The sequence below is a fragment of the Duganella sp. sic0402 genome (genome assembly GCF_019219065.1).
Taxonomy (GTDB): Bacteria; Pseudomonadota; Gammaproteobacteria; order Burkholderiales; family Burkholderiaceae_D; genus Rugamonas.
In genome coordinates this window covers 469374-486009 of record NZ_JAHUWK010000002.1, presented here as the reverse complement: position 1 = coordinate 486009, position 16636 = coordinate 469374, and the positions used below count along the sequence as shown (strand labels likewise).

The window sequence follows — 16636 nt, the reverse complement described above, 5'->3', positions numbered from 1 at the left end:
GGCACATCCTGCGTCATGCGGTATGCCGTTTCGCTGGGGCAATATTATAGGGGAGGGTAGCAAATCATGCAAGTAAAATTAACCTGGCATTAATCCAAGCTCCAGACATACTGCATTTTTGTCCATGACGATTGCGGCACGCCGTCCACCGTGCCCGGCCGGAAGCGGCACAGGCTGAGGCCTGCCTGGGCGGCGCGGTCCAATTCGCGGAAGCCGCTGGATTTTTCAATCCGCGAATCAGCCACCTTGCCGTCCATGCCGATCAGGAACGCCAGCATGACGGTGCCGGTATCGCCGTTGCGCAGCGCATTTTTCGGGTAATCGGGCTTGCTGCAAGCCTGGGCATCGACCACGGCGGCAATGACTACTGGCGCTGCTTTAAGCTGCGGCGTCTTGGCGGCTGGCTCGGCCACGCCGCCTATTGGTGGCTGGGCGGGGGGACTATCCGGCGCCACGCGCGCCGTGACGGTGGGCTGCTGTTCCAGCGGGATGTCGGTCAGCAGCTTGGGTACGTAGATTTCCGGCCGCGCCAGCGGCGGCTCCTGCACCTGCGGCTCTCGTTCGCGCGGCTTGGGCGGCTCCAGATTGGGCACCAGATCTACCACCGGCGGCGTCGACTTGAATACCGTCAGCTTCGAGCCTTGCAGAAAAGCTCCCAGCAAGGCTACATGCAGCAGGACTACCGTCGTTATACCGGTCAGATTCTTCTTTTGGTTCATGTTTTCTCCTTGGTGGTGGCATAAATTGCTATTTAATGGAAGTATACTATGCCATGTAATGGCAAAATAAAAGCACATTTTTTGTGTTATGCTTCCATCATCAAGTACAAGCAGGTAGAAAAATGAATCCAATACGCGTGATGCTGGCCGACGACCATCCGATTGTGATGACTGGCTTTGCCATGTCGCTGCAAGGGCAGGGGCTGGACGTGGTGGCGCAGGCGCGCACGCCGGAAGAGGCGCTGGCGCAATTCCAGCAATTGCAGCCGGACGTGATCGTGCTGGATATCCGCTTCGGCGAACAATTGACCGGGCTGGATGTGGCCAAGCAGATCCTCGCGCAAACGCCATCCGCCGCCATCGTCTTTCTCAGCCAGTTCGACCAGGATAGCCTGATCAAGGAAACCTACCGCCTTGGCGGGCGCGCTTTCATGACCAAGGATTGCGATCCGGCCGACCTGGCCGCCGCAGTACGGCGTGCGCATGACGGCGAGCTGTACTTCCTGCCGCATGTGGCCGAGCGGCTTGCCAACCTGTCGGTGCGCGGCGACCTGTCGCCGCAGTCGCAGCTGGACCAGCGCGCGCTGGAAATCTTCACGCTGATGGCGGAAGGCCTGACCAATGCCGAAATCGCCGAGAAGCTGGACGTGTCGACCAAGACCATCAGCAATATCAGCCAGGCGGTGAAGGAGAAACTGGGGGTGCACCGTCCGGCTTACATCACCCGGCTGGCGGTCAAGCATGGCTTGATTGAGCCCTGATGCGCGGGCCAGCCTGGCATCGCTGGCGCCACTGGAGCGTGCGCGCGCGGCTGATGGCGATGACCGCCATTCCGCTGGCCTATCTGTTCAGCACCTTCGTCTGGTACGCCTACCAGTCGCGCCTGTCCGAAGTGCGCGAAGAGATGGCCGAGCGCGGCCCGCTGGTGGCCAAGGTACTGGCTGATAGCAGCGAGTTTAGTGTCGTCGCGCGCCGTTACGATGAACTGAAGCCGACCATCAATGGGCTGTTGCGCAGCGACGCCAGCATCGCCCGCATCGAGGTGCTGGACACGCAGCGGCGTGTGCTGGCGCAAGCGGCCGCGCGCCCGTCCTCTGCCACGCCGGAATTGCGCTATTACGAGGCGCCCATCCTGAAGCGCTTGATGTGGGTGGCGATGCTGGGCCCGGACGGCAAGCCCTATCAGAAGGACCGGCCGGCCGGCGCCAGTGGCACGACGGTGGAAACCATGGGCTATGTGCGGGTGACGATGTCACCGTCCGCGCTGCTGCTGAAACAGACGCGCCGCTTCTATGTCGAGCTGGCGGTGGGCAGCCTGGGACTGCTGGCGTGCGTGCTGCTGGCATGGCGGCTATCCACCGGACTGGACGCATCGTTGCAGGCGTCGATGCGCGCGCTGCGCGAGGCCGATGACGAGAAGCGCCGCCTGATCCGCAAGGTCAACACGGCGGTGGAGGAGGAGCGGCACAGCATCGCGCTGGAGATTCACGATGAGCTGAACGCCACCTTGATCGCGGTGCGGCTGGAGGCGCAGCGCATTGCTGAGATCAGCCCGGAAGGCGAGGCGCGCGACAAGGCGCGGTCCATCATCGCGCTGGCGCTGGGGCTGTACAACAGCGGCCGCGCTTTGGTGCGCCGTCTGCGGCCTGAAGTGCTGGATATGCTGGGGTTGGATGGGGCGGTGGAGGAGATGATGCGGCACTACGACAGTGCGCGCAGCGGCTGCCGCTTCGAATTGCAGGCCCATGGCGACTTCTCTAGCATAGAAAAAAATATTGCTATCTCCGCGTACCGGGTCGTGCAGGAAGGGCTGTCCAACATCGTCAAGCATGCGCGCGCCACGCAGGCCACGGTCAGCCTGGTGCTGGCGCACGGCCAGCTGCGGATGCAGATTGCCGACAACGGCAAGGGCTTCGACCCTGCGCAAGCCTCATCCGGAATCGGCCTGGTGGGCATGCGTGAACGGGTGTACGCGGTGGGCGGCAGCATCGCCATCGACACCGGCCTGACGGCAGGCACACATATCAACATTGCAATGCCAATTCATTAAAATTTTCTTTGAATACAAACGATTCTCATTTACTATCCTCGTTTTACAATAAGATCCGGGGAATAGAGAATAATGCGCATCAAACTCATGGTCATGGCGCTGGCTGGTGTCATGGCCTGCTGGTCGGCACACGCGGAAGAGGATATCGAGCAGGTCATCATCACCGGTGACAAACTGAAACGAACGGAAATTGACAGCAGCGCCAGCGTCGGCGCACGCAATCGCCGGCAGATCGACGAATCCGGCATGAACACCGTGGAAGAGGTGATCTCGCAGATGGCCAACGTGGGCACGGCCGAGAACCTGTCGATTCGTGGCGTGCAGTCGTATGGTCCGACCGGTGGCGGCGGCAAGACCATCACGGTGGTGGTGGACGGCGTGCCGCAGGACGGCTTTGGCCAGACCATCTCCAGCCTGAGCGTGTGGGACGCCGACCGCGTGGAAGTGCTGCGCGGTCCGCAATCGACCAATCAGGGGCGCAACTCGCTGGCCGGCGCGGTGGTGCTGAAGACCCGCGACCCGCAGGATAAACGCGATTTCAGCTACCGCGTCAATGCCGGCAACCAGAATGCCCATCAGGTGGCGCTGGCCGGCGGCGGCGCCATCGTCGAGCAGGTCGTCGCTGGCCGCATTACGCTGGAGCAGCGCCGCCGCGACGGCGACGTGTACAACATCACCCGCGACGACAAGCGCGCCAATCACGACGACGGCCACACGCTGCGCGGCAAGCTGCGCATCACGCCATGGGGCGATCGTTATCAGGCGCTGATTACACTGGTCGATGACAAGCAGCGGCTGGGCTATAACACGGTCGAAGCGGTGAAGGCGCCTGCCGACGCCCGCCTGAATTTTTCAAACGAACCGCGTGAGGTAGAAAACCACACGCGTTCCGCCGCGCTGGAGCAGACCTTCCGCGCGCTGGGCGCCGACATCACGCTGCTGACCACTTACTCGCACAACCGCTACGCGCGCGTGGCCGACTATGACGGCACCGAGTTGAACCAGGGTGTCCGCGACGGCGAGAATATCGACCGCCAGTGGGCGCAGGAGGCGCGCGCCAACTTCGACACGCAGCTGTTCGGCCATCAGCTCAAAGGCGTGGCTGGCCTGTATTACTCGCAGCAGTATTACGCCGGCGACGACAAGTTCGTGGTGCCGGTGTCGTATGTGCTGGGACTGATCGGCCAGTGCCGCGTGCAGGCCGTGTGCGACGCCACTTATGGCGCGGACTTCATCAGCCGCCGCCAGATGCAGGACAACGACAGCAAAACACGCGCCATCTACGGCGAGTTCGATTACGTGATCGACAAGCTGACGCTGACCGCCGGCATGCGCTACGACGCCGAGCGCCAGAGCCGCATCCTGTCCACCGCCACCGACGGTACCTCGGCGCTGGCGCGGCAGATCTACACGCAGCTGATACGCAGCGGTGCTTTCTCGCCGGACGGCACGCAGGACCTGGGTACTGACAACTCGGTGTGGCTGCCCAAGCTGGGCGTGCGCTATGCGCTGTCGCCGGAGTGGGTGGCCGGCCTGACTGCGCAGCGCGGCTACCGCACCGGCGGCGTGGATTACAGCTACCAGCGCGGCTCCAAGTCCTTCGGCCCGGAGTACACCAAGAATTACGAGGCGTCGCTGAAAGGCGCGCTGGATAATGGCCTGGTGGTGTCGCTGAACGCTTACCGCGTCAACTGGACCGACCAGCAGGTGAACATCGGCCGCAACACGCTGGACCAGTGGTTCGTCAACGCGGGCAGCTCGCGCCTGCAAGGCCTGGAAGCAGAACTGCGCGGCCGCGTGACCCGCAATCTGGAGCTGTTTGGCGCGCTGGGCCTGGCGCGCACCAAGTTCATCGACTTTGAATCGCCAAGCGGCGACTACAGCGGCCATGAGTTCGCACGCTCGCCACGCCAGTCGCAATCGGTCGGTTTCAGCTGGACGCCTGGCCGCTGGATGCTGAACATGAACCTGCAGCACGCCACCGGCACTTACATCGGTCCTGAGAATACCGACCGCAACGATGGCCACACCACGCTGGGCGGCAAGGCCAGCTACACGTTGCAGAATGGCGTGACCTTGTTCGCCTACGGCAGCAACTTGACCAACCAGACCTACATCACCCACAACAAGCTGGAAACCGTCACCGGCCGCTATGCGGTCGCGCTGGGCAATGAGCGTCAGATCGGCTTCGGCGTGCAGGGCGCACTGTAAGGAGGGATGCAATGAACTGGATCTGTATCGGCGTGGCGGCACTGGCCGCGCTCTGTCTATACCTGGCGTCGCCGCACCAGTCGCTATGGCCGGCCGCGTTGCGGCGCCAGGCCTTCCTGCGCTGGCTGGCGGTGCCGCTGGCGGTAGGTGCCGTCGCCAGCGCGGTGGACGCGTATGGCGGATGGTGCGGCGTGTGCATTGCGCTGTCGGGTTTCATGACCACGCTGGTGGCCTTGCCTTACCTGGACGCGTGGCGCAACAGGGGAGCGCGCCATGTGGGGTAAATCGACTGCCGCCGTATTTCTTGGCATGCCGCTGGCGGTGCTGGTCACCGGCTTTGCGGCGCTGCTCAGCAGCGACCAGGCGAACACCACGCTGCCCTGGCTGCTGGTGTTCTTCCTGATCTGGATCGCCGTGATGACCTGCACCTTCCTGTTCAAGACCGGCCTGCGCGCCTGGCTGTGGATGGGCGGCCTGACCGTGGCCGGCTATGCTGCGCTGCATTTTCTCAAGGCCAGTGGCCTGATAAGGATAGCCGCATGAAGGCCGCGACCTTACGCACGTTTATTTCGGTGCACACCTGGGTGGGACTGGTCGCCGGTTTCGGCCTGTTCATTGCCTTCTACGCCGGCGCGGTGACGCTGTTCCATGAAGAGCTGCACGCGTGGGAGACGCCGCTGCCGCAGGTGGCCATGGCGCCGCAAGATCCGCAGCAATTGATCGACGCGGTGCTGCAAGCGCATCCGAAAGCGAAACAGGGCTTCTTTCTGCGCATGCCGTCCGAGTTCGAGCCGCAGCTGATGCTGGAGTTCGACGAACGCCACTTCCGCCTGGACGCCAGCGGCAAGCTGGAAGAGTTCAAGGAGCACTCGCAGCTGGTGGACTTCGTCTACCGCCTGCACTACACGGCCGGCTTGCCGCGCAGCTGGGGTATTTATGTGCTGGGCGTGGTGTGCATCCTGTACGGGCTGGCATTGGCCAGCGGGGTGATCATTTATGCGCCGACCTTCTTCAAGGACTTGTTCGCGCTACGCATCGGCAAGAACATCAAGCGCATGTGGCAGGATGCGCACAACGTGGTCGGCATCCTGTCGTTGCCGTTCCACCTGATGTACGCGTGGAGCAGCGCGGTGCTGGCCTTGGGCCTGATTTTGCTGGCGCCGTTCCAGTACCTGGTCTTCGATGGCAAGCTGCTGCAACTGGTTGGCCCTGACATCAATGCTGCCGCACCAGCCAAGGCCGCCGGCGTGGCAGCGCCGCTGGCGCCGGCCGCGCAGCTGATCGCCGAAGTGCAGCGCGCGGTGCCAGGCATCGAAGTCGCCACGCTGAGCTACCGTCATGCGGGCGACGCCAACGCCCAGGTGCAAGTGTATGGCCATGTGCACCAGAAGACTGTGGCCGACATGGGCGCGGTGGTGCTCAACGCCAGCAGCGGCAAGGTGACGCGGGTGATGATGCCGGAGAATTTCAGTCCCGGCACGCGCTTCCTGCGCAGCTTGCAGGCGCTGCACTTCGGCAGCTTCGGCGACTTGGCGGTGCGCTGGATGTACTTCATCCTCGGCGTGGCGGGCGCTTTCCTGTTCTATAGCGGTAACCTGCTGTGGATCGAGGCACGCCGCAAGCGCCAGAAACTGGTGCAGCCGCGCAGCGGCAAGCTGATGGCGCAAGCGACGCTGGGCGTCTGCCTTGGTTGCGTGGCTGGTGTCTCGGCGATCTTCGTGGTGAACAAGCTGGGACCGGCGGGGCAGTTGCCGCTGTGGGAGGAGCGCGGCTATTACGCGGTGTTCTTCGGCTGCGTGCTGTGGGCCTTCGCCCGCCCGCCAGCGCGCGCCGCGCATGAGCTACTGATGCTGTGCGCCGCACTGACCGTGGCGGTGCCGCTGGCGCATTGGTGGAGTACCGGCGTCAATCCTTTGCTGGCGCTGTTGCAGGGCGACGGCATCGTCGTGGGCGTAGCGCTGGTATCGCTGCTGTTCGCCGCCGGCTACTGGAAAATGGCGCGCGCGGTGCTGCATCGCGGCCGTCACGGCGATCCGCACAGCGTGTGGTCGCTGCGCGCGCCGCCGGCGCAGGAATCGATGGCGCAGGCAGCTTGAGGCAACGCATGCCGGATGGTTCCGGCATGCGGTTATAATCCGCTCAATCTTTCCTGAACGGACACGTCCCTCATGAGCCAGCCCAATCAGTTTTCCCTGTTGAAGCAACGCCGTTTCGCGCCATTTTTCTGGACCCAGTTCCTCGGCGCGTTCAACGACAATCTGTTCAAGACCGCGCTGGTGGTCATCATCACCTTCGATGCGCTGAGCTGGACCACGATGTCGCCGTCGCTGGTGACCAATCTGATCCCCGGCCTGTTCATCCTGCCATATGTGCTGTTCTCCGCCACCGCCGGCCAGCTGGCTGACAAGTTCGAGAAATCCGGGCTGACGCGCTTCGTCAAATGGCTGGAGGTGGCGATCATGTGCGTGGCCGGCATCGGCTGGGTCACGCATCATCTGTGGCTGCTGATCGCGGCAGTGGTGGGCATGGGCATTCACTCCACCCTGTTTGGCCCGGTCAAATACGCCTATCTGCCGCAGCAGCTGAGCAAGGACGAACTCATTGGCGGCAACGGCGTCACTGAAATGGGCACGTTTGTCGGCATCCTGATGGGCGAGGTGCTGGGCGCGGTACTGGTGGTGCAGCAGCCGCACGGCTTGTGGCTGGAAGCCGCTGCGACAATACTGGTGGCGGGCATGGGTCTGGTGGCGGCCTACCGCATTCCGCATTCGCCGGCCCCGGCGCCGGAGCTGAAAATCAGCTGGAACTTTATCGGCGAATCGATCCGCAATATCAATTACTCGCGCAAGAACCGCACGGTGTTCCTGTCGATGCTAGGCAATTCGTGGTTCTGGTTTTACGGCGCGCTGGTGCTGGCGCAGTTCCCGGTGTATGCCAAGGATTATCTGCATGGCGACCACGGCGCGTTCGTGCTGCTGCTGACTATCTTCTCGCTGGGCGTGGGCAGCGGCTCGCTGCTGTGCGAACGGCTGTCCGGCCGCAAGGTGGAGATTGGCCTGGTGCCGTTCGGCTCCATTGGCCTGACGGTGTTTGGTGTTGACCTGTATTTTGCCAGTCTGGGTTTCAGCAGCACGGCGGCGGCTGGCGTGCACCTGGACGCCTTTGCGCTGATGGCGCAGCATGGTATGTGGCGCATCCTGTTCGACGTGCTGATGATCGGCATGTTCGGCGGCTTCTTCATCGTGCCGCTGTTCGCGCTGATCCAGCTGCGCTGCGATCCGCAGCATATCTCGCGCACCATCGCCGGCATGAATATCCTGAACGCGCTGTTCATGGTGGCAGCGGCCGGCCTGGCGATCGTGCTGCTGGGGCAGGGGCTGACCATCCCGGAACTGTTCCTGGTGACCGCGCTGCTGAATGCGCTGGTGGCAGTCTACATCTTCTCGCTGGTGCCGGAGTTCCTGATGCGCTTCCTGGCCTGGCTGCTGATCCACACCGTGCACCGCGTGCAGACGGTGGATGCGGAGCGCATACCGGCCGAAGGCGCGGCGGTGCTGGTGTGTAACCACGTCAGTTATGTCGATGCCATCGTCATCGGCGCGGCGGCACCACGGCCAATCCGATTCGTCATGGATCACCGCATCTTCAAGCTGCCGCTGCTGGGCTGGATTTTCCGCACCGCGCGCGCGATTCCGATTGCGCCAGCCAAGGAAGATCCTTGGCTGATGGAGAAAGCCTATGTGGATATCGCCCAGGCGCTGCACGAGGGTGAACTGGTGTGCATCTTCCCCGAAGGGCAGCTGACCCGCACCGGCGACATCAACGACTTCAAGGGCGGCATCGCCAAGATCATCGAACGCAGCAAGGTGCCGGTGATCCCGATGGCGCTGCGCGGCCTGTGGGGCCACCTGCTGAGCCGCAATCAGGAAAATGTCTTCGGCCGCGCGTTCCGCAGCGGCCTGCGTTCGCGCCTGTCGCTGGCGGTGGGCGAACCGGTGGCGCCGCAGGACGTGACGCCGGACGATTTGAAGCAGCGTGTTGCGACCTTGCGAGGTGCTTGGAAATAAGACATTTTTGCCTGAATGTCTATGTCATAGTCGTTAAAAAATGTAAGTTACCACAGCTTACAAATTCCATTTTTGGCTTTACAGGTTTTCTTTAGACTGCTACGCGACGCTTCATGAGAGCGTCGCATAACACTAGGGGAAAACCACAATGAAGAAATACACCTATACCGCGCTGGCAGCGGCGGCGCTGCTGGCGCTGACCGCCTGCGGCGGCTCCGATCACGTCAACACGCCGCCACAGGCTGCACCTGCACCGGCGCCAACGCCGGTTGCATCGACCATCAGCGTCGATTTCAACCAGGGCATCGATGGCTGGATTCCAGGCGTGGCCGATTACTTCGACGACGACGCGCCTAGCGAAACCGGCTACGGCTGGTCCAAGCTGCCGCCTGGCACAGGCCTGAGCGGCATGGGCTACTACCTGACCTCGCACAACAACAGCGATAACGTGATGACCTACGTGAAGCGCCAGTACGGCGGCTTCGTGGCCGGCGCCAAGTACAAGCTGACCTTCTCGCTAAGCCACGCCACCGACGCGTCGCTGGATTGCTTCGGCGTGGGCGGCTCGCGCGGCGCCAGCATCTATATGGTGGTGGCTGCCAGCGGCGACGAACCGAAGACGGTCAAGCAGGCCAACGGCGAATACCGCATGAATCTGGACCGCGGCAACAACGCCGAATCCGGCACGCAGGGCAAGACGCTGGGCCAGCTCGGTTCGGAAGCGCTGGAATGCGGTGGCGGCGGCTGGGCCAAGGTCACGCGCCAATCGGACGAGGCGATTACCGTCACCGCCGACAAGGAAGGCAAGCTGTGGATTGTGCTGGGCACCGATTCCGGCTTTGAGTCGGCCAACGCGCTGTACCTGCTGAGCGCCACCGTCAACGTCAAGCCGCTGTAAGCATTAGCGCGCCGCCTGGACCTGCTCGCGGTTGCGCCGCGCGCAGGCCAGGCGGACGATTTGTTCCAGCTCCACGGGCTTGACCAGGTGATGGTCAAAGCCCGATTCCAGCGTGCGCCGGCGCGCGTCGCTCTGGCCCCAGCCGGTCAGGGCCAGCAGCAGGATGCGCTCGGCGCCCGGCTTCTGGCGGATGGCGCGCGCGGTTTCGTAGCCGTCCATGCCCGGCATGCCGAGGTCGAGGATTAGCATGTCCGGCGCTTGCGCGTCGACTGCGGCAAGAGCGGCCACACCATCGTACACGGCGCGCGCGTCGAATCCGTCCAGCTCCAGCAGCGCGGCCAGTGAATCGGCCGCGTCCTGATTATCGTCCACCACCAACACTTGCATCTTGCGGCCGTCGCTGCCGGCCTGCTGCGCCAGCGGCACCGCGTCGCGCGCGCCGCCATGGTCCAGCACCGGCAGGCGGATGGTGAATTCGGTGCCCAGGCCAGCGCCGTCGCTGCTGGCGTCCACGCTGCCGCCATGCATTTCGGCGAACTGGCGCGCCAGGCTCAGGCCTATGCCCAGGCCGCTGGAGAACTGGCCATTGACGGTGTTGCTTTGCTCGAACATGCGGAACACGCGCGGAATGGTCTCGGCGTCCATACCGATGCCGTCGTCGCGGATGCTGACCACTAGCTGACAGCCGTCGGCGACGGCGCGCACCAGCACATGCCCGCCTTGCGGTGTGAACTTGACCGCGTTGGACAGAATGTTGGCGTAGATCTGCACCAGCCGCGCATAGTCGGCGCTCAGCATCACTTCGCTGGGCGGCAGCTGCCAGGCGATGTGGATGCGCTTGGCGTCGGCCGCCTGCTGGCATAGTTCGCCGGCGTGGCTCATCACCGCTGCCAGCGACGCCAGTTGCGGCTGCAGGGTGATCTTGCCGCTGGTGATGCGCGCCACGTCCAGCAGGTCGTCGACCAGCCGCGTCAGCAGACGCACCTGGCGCTCGACCATGTCGCGAATGCGCGCCACCGGCGCGGCGTCCGGGTACAAATGCGTCAGCAGCGACACCGAGGTGCGGATCGGCGCCAGCGGATTGCGCAACTCGTGTCCCAGGCTGGCCAGGAATTCATCCTTGCGGCGCGTCGCCTCGCGCACCTGGTATTGCTTGTGGCGGGCGCGCAGTGTGGCATGCAGCGCGGTGATCAGCGTCAGCGTGCGCACTGGCCGCTCCATCAGGCTCAGGTTGCCGAGCCCGGCCACCGCCTGGCGCACCACCGGCGAGTCGGCGCCGTTATGCGTCAGCAGGATGATGGGCAGGTCCGACCAGTCGGACTGGCGCGCCACATGGTCGCGCAGCAGCTGCAAGCCGCCTGGCGCCAGCGCTTCCTCCACCGTCAGCACGGCGCCCGCGCCTTGCGCCAGCGCTTGCGCCAGGTCGGGTAGCGTGGCGCAGACGTGGCTGTCGATGGCGGCCATGGTCAGTACCTTGGCCGCCAGTGGCGCATCCTGGCCGGTCGGAGCGTAGATGAGGATGCGCGCTTCCATGGCGATCAGCCAGCTTGCTCGCTGGCGCCTGCGCCTGCGCCGCTGCCATGGTAGGCTGGCACGCCGGTCAGCACGCCGTGGAAGTCCTTCAACACCGGTCCGACGCTCAGACCGCCGGTGTTGACTTCAAAGCGGCGGATGGTGCGCTCGTGCGCGCTACCGCGTTTCTTGAAGACTGAAATCGCCTGGCGCACTTCGCCTGCCGCTTCAAAGTAGCGCAGCATGATGACGTTGTCGGCCAGGTAGCTGGCGTCGATATTGCTGCGCATGCCACTGCCCAGCATGCCGGACTGCACCCCGACGATGATGCTGACCACGCCGCGCTGGCCCAGCCAGGTCAGCAGCTCGTGCAGATAGGTGATCAGGAAGCGTTCGTCCGGCACGGCGTTCAGGTAGCCGTTCAGGCTGTCGATCACGACAATGCGTGCGCCTTGTTCTACGGCTTGCATGACGGCGCTGGCGAATTCGCCCGGCGCCAGTTCGGCCGGATCGACCTGTTGCACGGTCAGCAGTTTCTGATCGATGGCGTCGGCCAGATGCATGCCAAGGTTGGCGCAGCGGTTCAGCATATTGTTGCGCGCTTCTTCGAACAGGAACATGGCGCAGCGCTCGCGGCGCAGCGTGGCGGCGTGCACGAACTGCGCCGCCAGCGAGGACTTGCCGGTGCCCGACGGTCCGGAGATCAGCGTGCTCATGCCTTCCTCCAGGCCGCCGCCGATCAGCGCGTCCAGTGCAGACAAGCCGCTGGAGAGCTGGCGGCGCGCGCTGCTTTCGCGCGATGCGGCCGCCACCAGGCGTGGAAAGACTTGCAGGCCGCTCTTGGCGATTTTGTAGTCGTGCGCGCCGCCGCGAAAGGCGACGCCGCGATATTTGACCACCCGCAGCTTGCGCCGCTCGGAGCCGTAGGCCTGATCGGCCAGTTCCAGCGTCAGCACTGCGTGCGCCACGCTGCGCACTTGCAGGTCGGTGCAGAGGGCGGTGCGGTCGTCGAGGAAGATGGTGGTGCAGTTGCGGCTGCTCAGGTACTGCTTCAGCGCCAGCACCTGGCGGCGATAGCGCAGCGGGCTCTCCGCCAGCAGCTGCAGCTCGGACAGTGAATCCAGCACCACCCGGCGCGGCTGGTGCCGGTCGATCGCTGCCAGGATGCGCTGGGTCGTCGTGCCCAGCTCGATTTCCGATGGGTGGAAGATGGTGTATTGCTGGTCCGGATCAAGCGCTTTTTCGTCGGGGATGATTTCCTCGATGTGGATGCCTTGCATGTCCCAGCCGTGCGACTGCGCCACGCCGCGCAGTTCGACGGCGGTTTCCGCCAGCGTGATATACAGCGTGGTGTCGCCACCCCGCACGCCTTCGATCAGGTATTGCAGCGCCAGCGTGGTTTTGCCGGTGCCTGGCTCGCCTTCGACCAGATACAGGCGGTCGCGGGTCAGGCCACCGGCCAGCACTTCGTCCAGGCCGGGCACACCGGTCGACAAAAAGTCGTTCGCCAAGCTGTTTTGTTCTTGCATGGGTAGGGTCCAGACAAAAATATATTATCTGGACGATACTACCCGAAAGCGCTAGCGCCGCGCGCGCTGCTGAATTCCCTGCTGTTTGTGGCGGTACATGGCGCGGTCGGCGCGGCCCAGCAGGGTTTCCACGTCCTGCGGATCGTCCGGATGGTGGATGGCGATGCCGATGCTGGCGCTGAGCGTGACGGTGGTGGTTTTCAGCGTGAAAGGCTGGCGCAGCGCCTGTTGCAGCTTGTCTGCCGCTTCCTGGGCGGCGTTATCGTGGTTCAGCATTTCCAGCAACACGATGAATTCGTCGCCGGCCAGGCGGCCGACGGTATCGGTCTTGCGCACCGCGTCGCGTATCCGCTGGGCGAACTGGCGCAGCAGCTCGTCGCCTTCCTCGTGGCCGTGGCGGTCGTTGACCTGCTTGAAGCGGTCCAGGTCGAGGAAGAACACCGCGCAACTCTGGCGCGAGCGGTTGGCGCGCTGTAGCGCCGCCGGCAGCGCCTGCATCAGCGCACGGCGGTTGCACAAGCCGGTCAGCGTGTCGCGCAGCGCCATTTCCTCCAGCGAGGCAAACAGCGACTTGCGCTCGCTGATGTCGTGCAGGAAGGCGATGAACAAATGCCCGCTGCTGCGCGGCACGTAGGCCAGCGAGACTTCCACCGGCAGCTCCTGGCCGGCGCGGTTGTGCAGTGTCAGTTCGACGCGGCGGCTCGGCACGGCGGCGCCGTCGCCGTCCTCGGCCAGCAGCCGCATGTCGCGCTCATAGGCGCGGCGCAGTTGCGCCGGCAGCATCATCGAGGCCAGCGGCTGACCGATGACTTCGCTGCGCTTCCAGCCCAGCAGCTTCTCCGCCTGGCGGTTCCATTCGCGTACCACGCCGCCCGGATCGAGCGCGATGAAGGCGTCGTGCGCGTTGTCCAGAATCGCCCGCAGTTCGGCCGCGCGTTCCTGCAGCAGTTGCTGGGTGCTTTGCTCCTGGCCCAGCGCGCGCTCCAATTGCAGCGCCTTGCGGGCGATTTCGCGGGTGCGTTCGCCGACGGTGGATTCCAGCTTTTCGTTCAGGCCGCGCAGTGCGTCCAGGTGATCCTGTTCCTTGCGCAGCATCTCGGCCAGCGCACGCGACAGCACTTGTACTTCATGGAAGCCGCCGTTGGCCCGCAGCGCTGGCAGTGGCGGCGCCTGTTCGGGATCGCCCAGCCGGTTTTCGATGGCGAGGCTCAGCTCGTTGAGCGGGCGGGTCAGGCGGCGTGCGATGACGGCGGCCGCCAAGGCCAGCGCCGCGCCCAGGATTGCGCCCAGCAGCAGGATCTGGCGCTCCAGCGCACGCGCGCCGGCGAGCGCCAGTTCTTCCGGTTGGCGCACCAGGATGGACCAGGTCAGCGTGGCCCGATCGGCCGAATCGCCGCTGCGGGCGTAGCCGGTCAGGTAGCTGCGGCCGTCGCCCCAGGTTTCCTTCAGCGAGCCGGAGGCGCCGCCGCGTGCCAGCGTCAGGCTGTCGCTTTCGATCTTCTGCTCCTCCATGCCCCTGGGGCCGAGGATGACGGTGTTATCGCCGCGCACCACAAAGATGTCGGCCGAATAGCGCTGGTCGGCCGGCGCCAGCATGGTCTGCACCAGGCGCCGCGCCCAGCCCCAGCTCATGTGCACGCACAGCACGCCGATCTCCTTGCCATCGCTGTCGCGCACCGGGCTGGCGGCGTCGACGAAGCGCCAGGGATCGCTGCTGGCCGGCAGTTTTTTATCGAGCAGTGTGGCGGGGTGGAAGTCGCCGGCGAATACCTGCTTGCGGCCGCCCTTGAACCAGTCGCGCTGGCTGACATCGACGCCTTCCAGCATGCCCTGGGTAGCGGCGTAGACCTTGCCGTCCGAATTGGCCAGACCGATCCAGGCGTAGTCGGGGAAAGATTTTTGCAGGCTTTCCAGCACCTTGCGCACGTCGGCGGCCGAACGCGCCTCGCGTACGCGCGGCAGTTCCGCCAGCAGCTGGACATCGCCGGTGGCCTTGCGCACCACGCTGTTGAGCGAGTCGCGCATCTGCCAGGACAGTTGCTGCAGGCGCTGGCCGGCTTCGCGGCGCGCGTAGTCGATGGCGAAATGATCGACCAGGATCAGCAGGCAGAGCACCGTCAGCAGCACCGTAGCGCTGACGCCCACGGTCACCAGGGTGGCGAGGCGCGGGCGGGCAGGGGAGGACGGCATCAAGGTGAGCTGCACGGTCGTACTAAAAGATGACAGAAAGAAATTAACTGATTGTAGCATTGCAAATGCATCACAAATCTCTTGCATTCTGCGCAGAGGCTGATTCGCCGCCTGAAAACCACACTTTCTGCCTACTTAAGCCAGCCTTAAAGTTTCCGCACTGCACAAGAATGTTGCTTGACTTAATTAGAATGATCGTTCATTCTATAGGCTGTGCTTAAATTTCTATACAGAAAGCTCATACCGATGGAAGCTATTTTCTGCAAAAAAACCATGCTGCGCACGGCCAGTGCCGCAGCCATCGTCTCCGCAATCGCCGTGCTGGCTGGTTGCTCCAAGTCCACGTCCGAAGCACCTCAACAGCAGCAGGTGGCGGAAGTGGGCGTTTTCAAAGTGGCGCAAGCGCCGCTGAACATCACCACTGAACTGCCTGGCCGTACCTCCGCTTATCAAGTAGCGGAAGTGCGCCCGCAGGTCAGTGGCCTGATTCAGAAACGCCTGTTTGTTGAAGGTGCGGACGTCAAAGCCGGCGTGCCGCTGTACCAGATCGACCCGGCCACTTACCAGGCCGCGTACAACTCCGCCAAGGCCGCACTGGCCAAGGCCAAAGCCAATCTGCTGACGGCCGCGCCGAAAGTGCAGCGCTATAAAGAGCTGGTCGCCATCGAAGGCGTCAGCAAGCAGGATTACGACGACGCCGTCGCCGCCCACGAGCAGGCCAAGGCCGACGTGGAGTCGGCGAACGCCGCGCTGGAACAAGCCAAGATCAACCTGGATTACACCCACGTCGATGCGCCGATCAGCGGCCGCATCAGCCGTTCTGCCGTCACGCCGGGCGCACTGGTGACTGCCAACCAGACCACCGCGCTGACCACCGTGCAGCAGCTGGACCCGATTTATGTCGACGTGACCCAGTCCAGCGAAGACATGCTGCGCCTGAAGCGTGAAGTGGAAAGCGGCAGCCTGAAAAAAGACGGCGGCCAGGCCAAGGTCACGCTGCTGCTGTCCGACGGCAGCAAGTACGCCGAAGCCGGCAAGCTGCAGTTCTCCGATGTGACGGTTGATCCGGGCACCGGCAACGTCACGCTGCGCGCGCTGTTCCCGAATCCTAAGCACGATCTGCTGCCAGGCATGTTTGTACGCGCCGTGGTGGAATCGGGCGTCGATGAAAAAGCCATCGCCGTACCTCAGCAAGGCGTGACCCGCAACCCGAAAGGCGAAGCGACCGCAATGGTGATCAACAAGGAAGGCAAGGTTGAGCAGCGCACCTTGGTCACCAGCAATACGCTGGGCGACAAATGGCTGGTCAAATCCGGCCTGGCCGATGGCGATCTGCTGATCGTTGAAGGCCTGCAGAAAGTCAAGCCGGGCGCGCCCGCCAAGCCGATGGCGCCAGCCGCCGCCACCGCTGCCGCCGGCGGTGCTGCTCCATCCAACGCCAAGAGCGCGAAGTAAGGAGA

At 63.9% G+C, this 16636-nt stretch carries 13 protein-coding genes; 9 read left to right on the top strand and 4 right to left on the bottom strand.

The features are described 5' to 3' along the window. Window positions 1-89: 89 nt before the first annotated feature. On the bottom strand, window positions 90-719 hold the full coding sequence (locus KW842_RS07740; RefSeq protein ID WP_218303505.1) for an energy transducer TonB: 630 nt from the start codon (window positions 717-719) through the stop codon (window positions 90-92). A gap of 122 nt (window positions 720-841) precedes the next feature. Here KW842_RS07740 and KW842_RS07735 point away from each other — a divergent pair, with 122 nt between their 5' ends. The 8 genes from KW842_RS07735 to KW842_RS07700 all read left to right on the top strand — a co-directional run bounded on the left by KW842_RS07735 (window position 842) and on the right by KW842_RS07700 (window position 9945). Beyond that, window positions 842-1480 carry a response regulator transcription factor gene (locus KW842_RS07735; RefSeq protein WP_218303504.1) on the top strand — a complete coding sequence of 213 codons (639 nt, stop codon included), beginning with the start codon at window positions 842-844 and terminating at the stop codon, window positions 1478-1480. Continuing rightward, window positions 1480-2769: a sensor histidine kinase gene (locus tag KW842_RS07730; protein WP_218303503.1), complete on the top strand. Its 1290-nt coding sequence runs from the start codon at window positions 1480-1482 to the stop codon at window positions 2767-2769. The genes KW842_RS07735 and KW842_RS07730 overlap by 1 nt, the downstream gene beginning before the upstream one ends. 72 nt (window positions 2770-2841) lie before the next feature. Further along, window positions 2842-4980: a TonB-dependent receptor gene (locus tag KW842_RS07725; protein WP_218303502.1), complete on the top strand. Its 2139-nt coding sequence runs from the start codon at window positions 2842-2844 to the stop codon at window positions 4978-4980. Window positions 4981-4991: 11 nt separating this feature from the next. Then, on the top strand, window positions 4992-5264 hold the full coding sequence (locus KW842_RS07720; RefSeq protein ID WP_218303501.1) for a hypothetical protein: 273 nt from the start codon (window positions 4992-4994) through the stop codon (window positions 5262-5264). Then, a complete protein-coding gene (locus KW842_RS07715) occupies window positions 5254-5523 on the top strand; it encodes a hypothetical protein (protein ID WP_218303500.1) in 270 nt (89 codons plus the stop codon). The genes KW842_RS07720 and KW842_RS07715 overlap by 11 nt, the downstream gene beginning before the upstream one ends. After that, window positions 5520-7076, top strand: a complete 1557-nt coding sequence (locus tag KW842_RS07710) for a PepSY domain-containing protein (RefSeq protein ID WP_218303499.1) — start codon at window positions 5520-5522, stop codon at window positions 7074-7076. The genes KW842_RS07715 and KW842_RS07710 overlap by 4 nt, the downstream gene beginning before the upstream one ends. A 72-nt stretch (window positions 7077-7148) precedes the next feature. Beyond that, window positions 7149-9047 carry an MFS transporter gene (locus KW842_RS07705; protein WP_218303498.1) on the top strand — a complete coding sequence of 633 codons (1899 nt, stop codon included), beginning with the start codon at window positions 7149-7151 and terminating at the stop codon, window positions 9045-9047. A 148-nt stretch (window positions 9048-9195) separates the two neighbouring features. Next, a complete protein-coding gene (locus KW842_RS07700) occupies window positions 9196-9945 on the top strand; it encodes a hypothetical protein (RefSeq protein ID WP_229223552.1) in 750 nt (249 codons plus the stop codon). A gap of 3 nt (window positions 9946-9948) precedes the next feature. Here the strand turns inward: KW842_RS07700 and KW842_RS07695 are convergent, their stop codons facing one another. Genes KW842_RS07695 through KW842_RS07685 form a run of 3 tightly spaced genes read right to left on the bottom strand, consistent with a single transcriptional unit; the run spans window position 9949 to window position 15176 of the window. After that, entirely contained in the window at window positions 9949-11478 is a 1530-nt protein-coding gene (locus KW842_RS07695; RefSeq protein WP_218303497.1) for an ATP-binding protein, read from the bottom strand. 5 nt (window positions 11479-11483) lie between these two features. After that, the gene (locus KW842_RS07690) at window positions 11484-12986 is read right to left on the bottom strand and encodes an ATPase domain-containing protein (RefSeq protein ID WP_218303496.1); all 1503 of its coding nucleotides are present in this window, start codon (window positions 12984-12986) and stop codon (window positions 11484-11486) included. 51 nt (window positions 12987-13037) lie between these two features. Next, window positions 13038-15176, bottom strand: coding sequence for a diguanylate cyclase domain-containing protein (locus KW842_RS07685; protein WP_229223551.1), 2139 nt, complete (start codon window positions 15174-15176; stop codon window positions 13038-13040). Window positions 15177-15422: 246 nt separating this feature from the next. On the opposite strand from KW842_RS07685, the gene KW842_RS07680 reads away from it, so the two are divergent. Further along, window positions 15423-16631 (top strand): efflux RND transporter periplasmic adaptor subunit, encoded by a 1209-nt coding sequence (locus tag KW842_RS07680; RefSeq protein ID WP_304514884.1) that lies wholly within the window; start codon window positions 15423-15425, stop codon window positions 16629-16631. The last annotated feature ends 5 nt before the right edge of the window (window positions 16632-16636 follow it).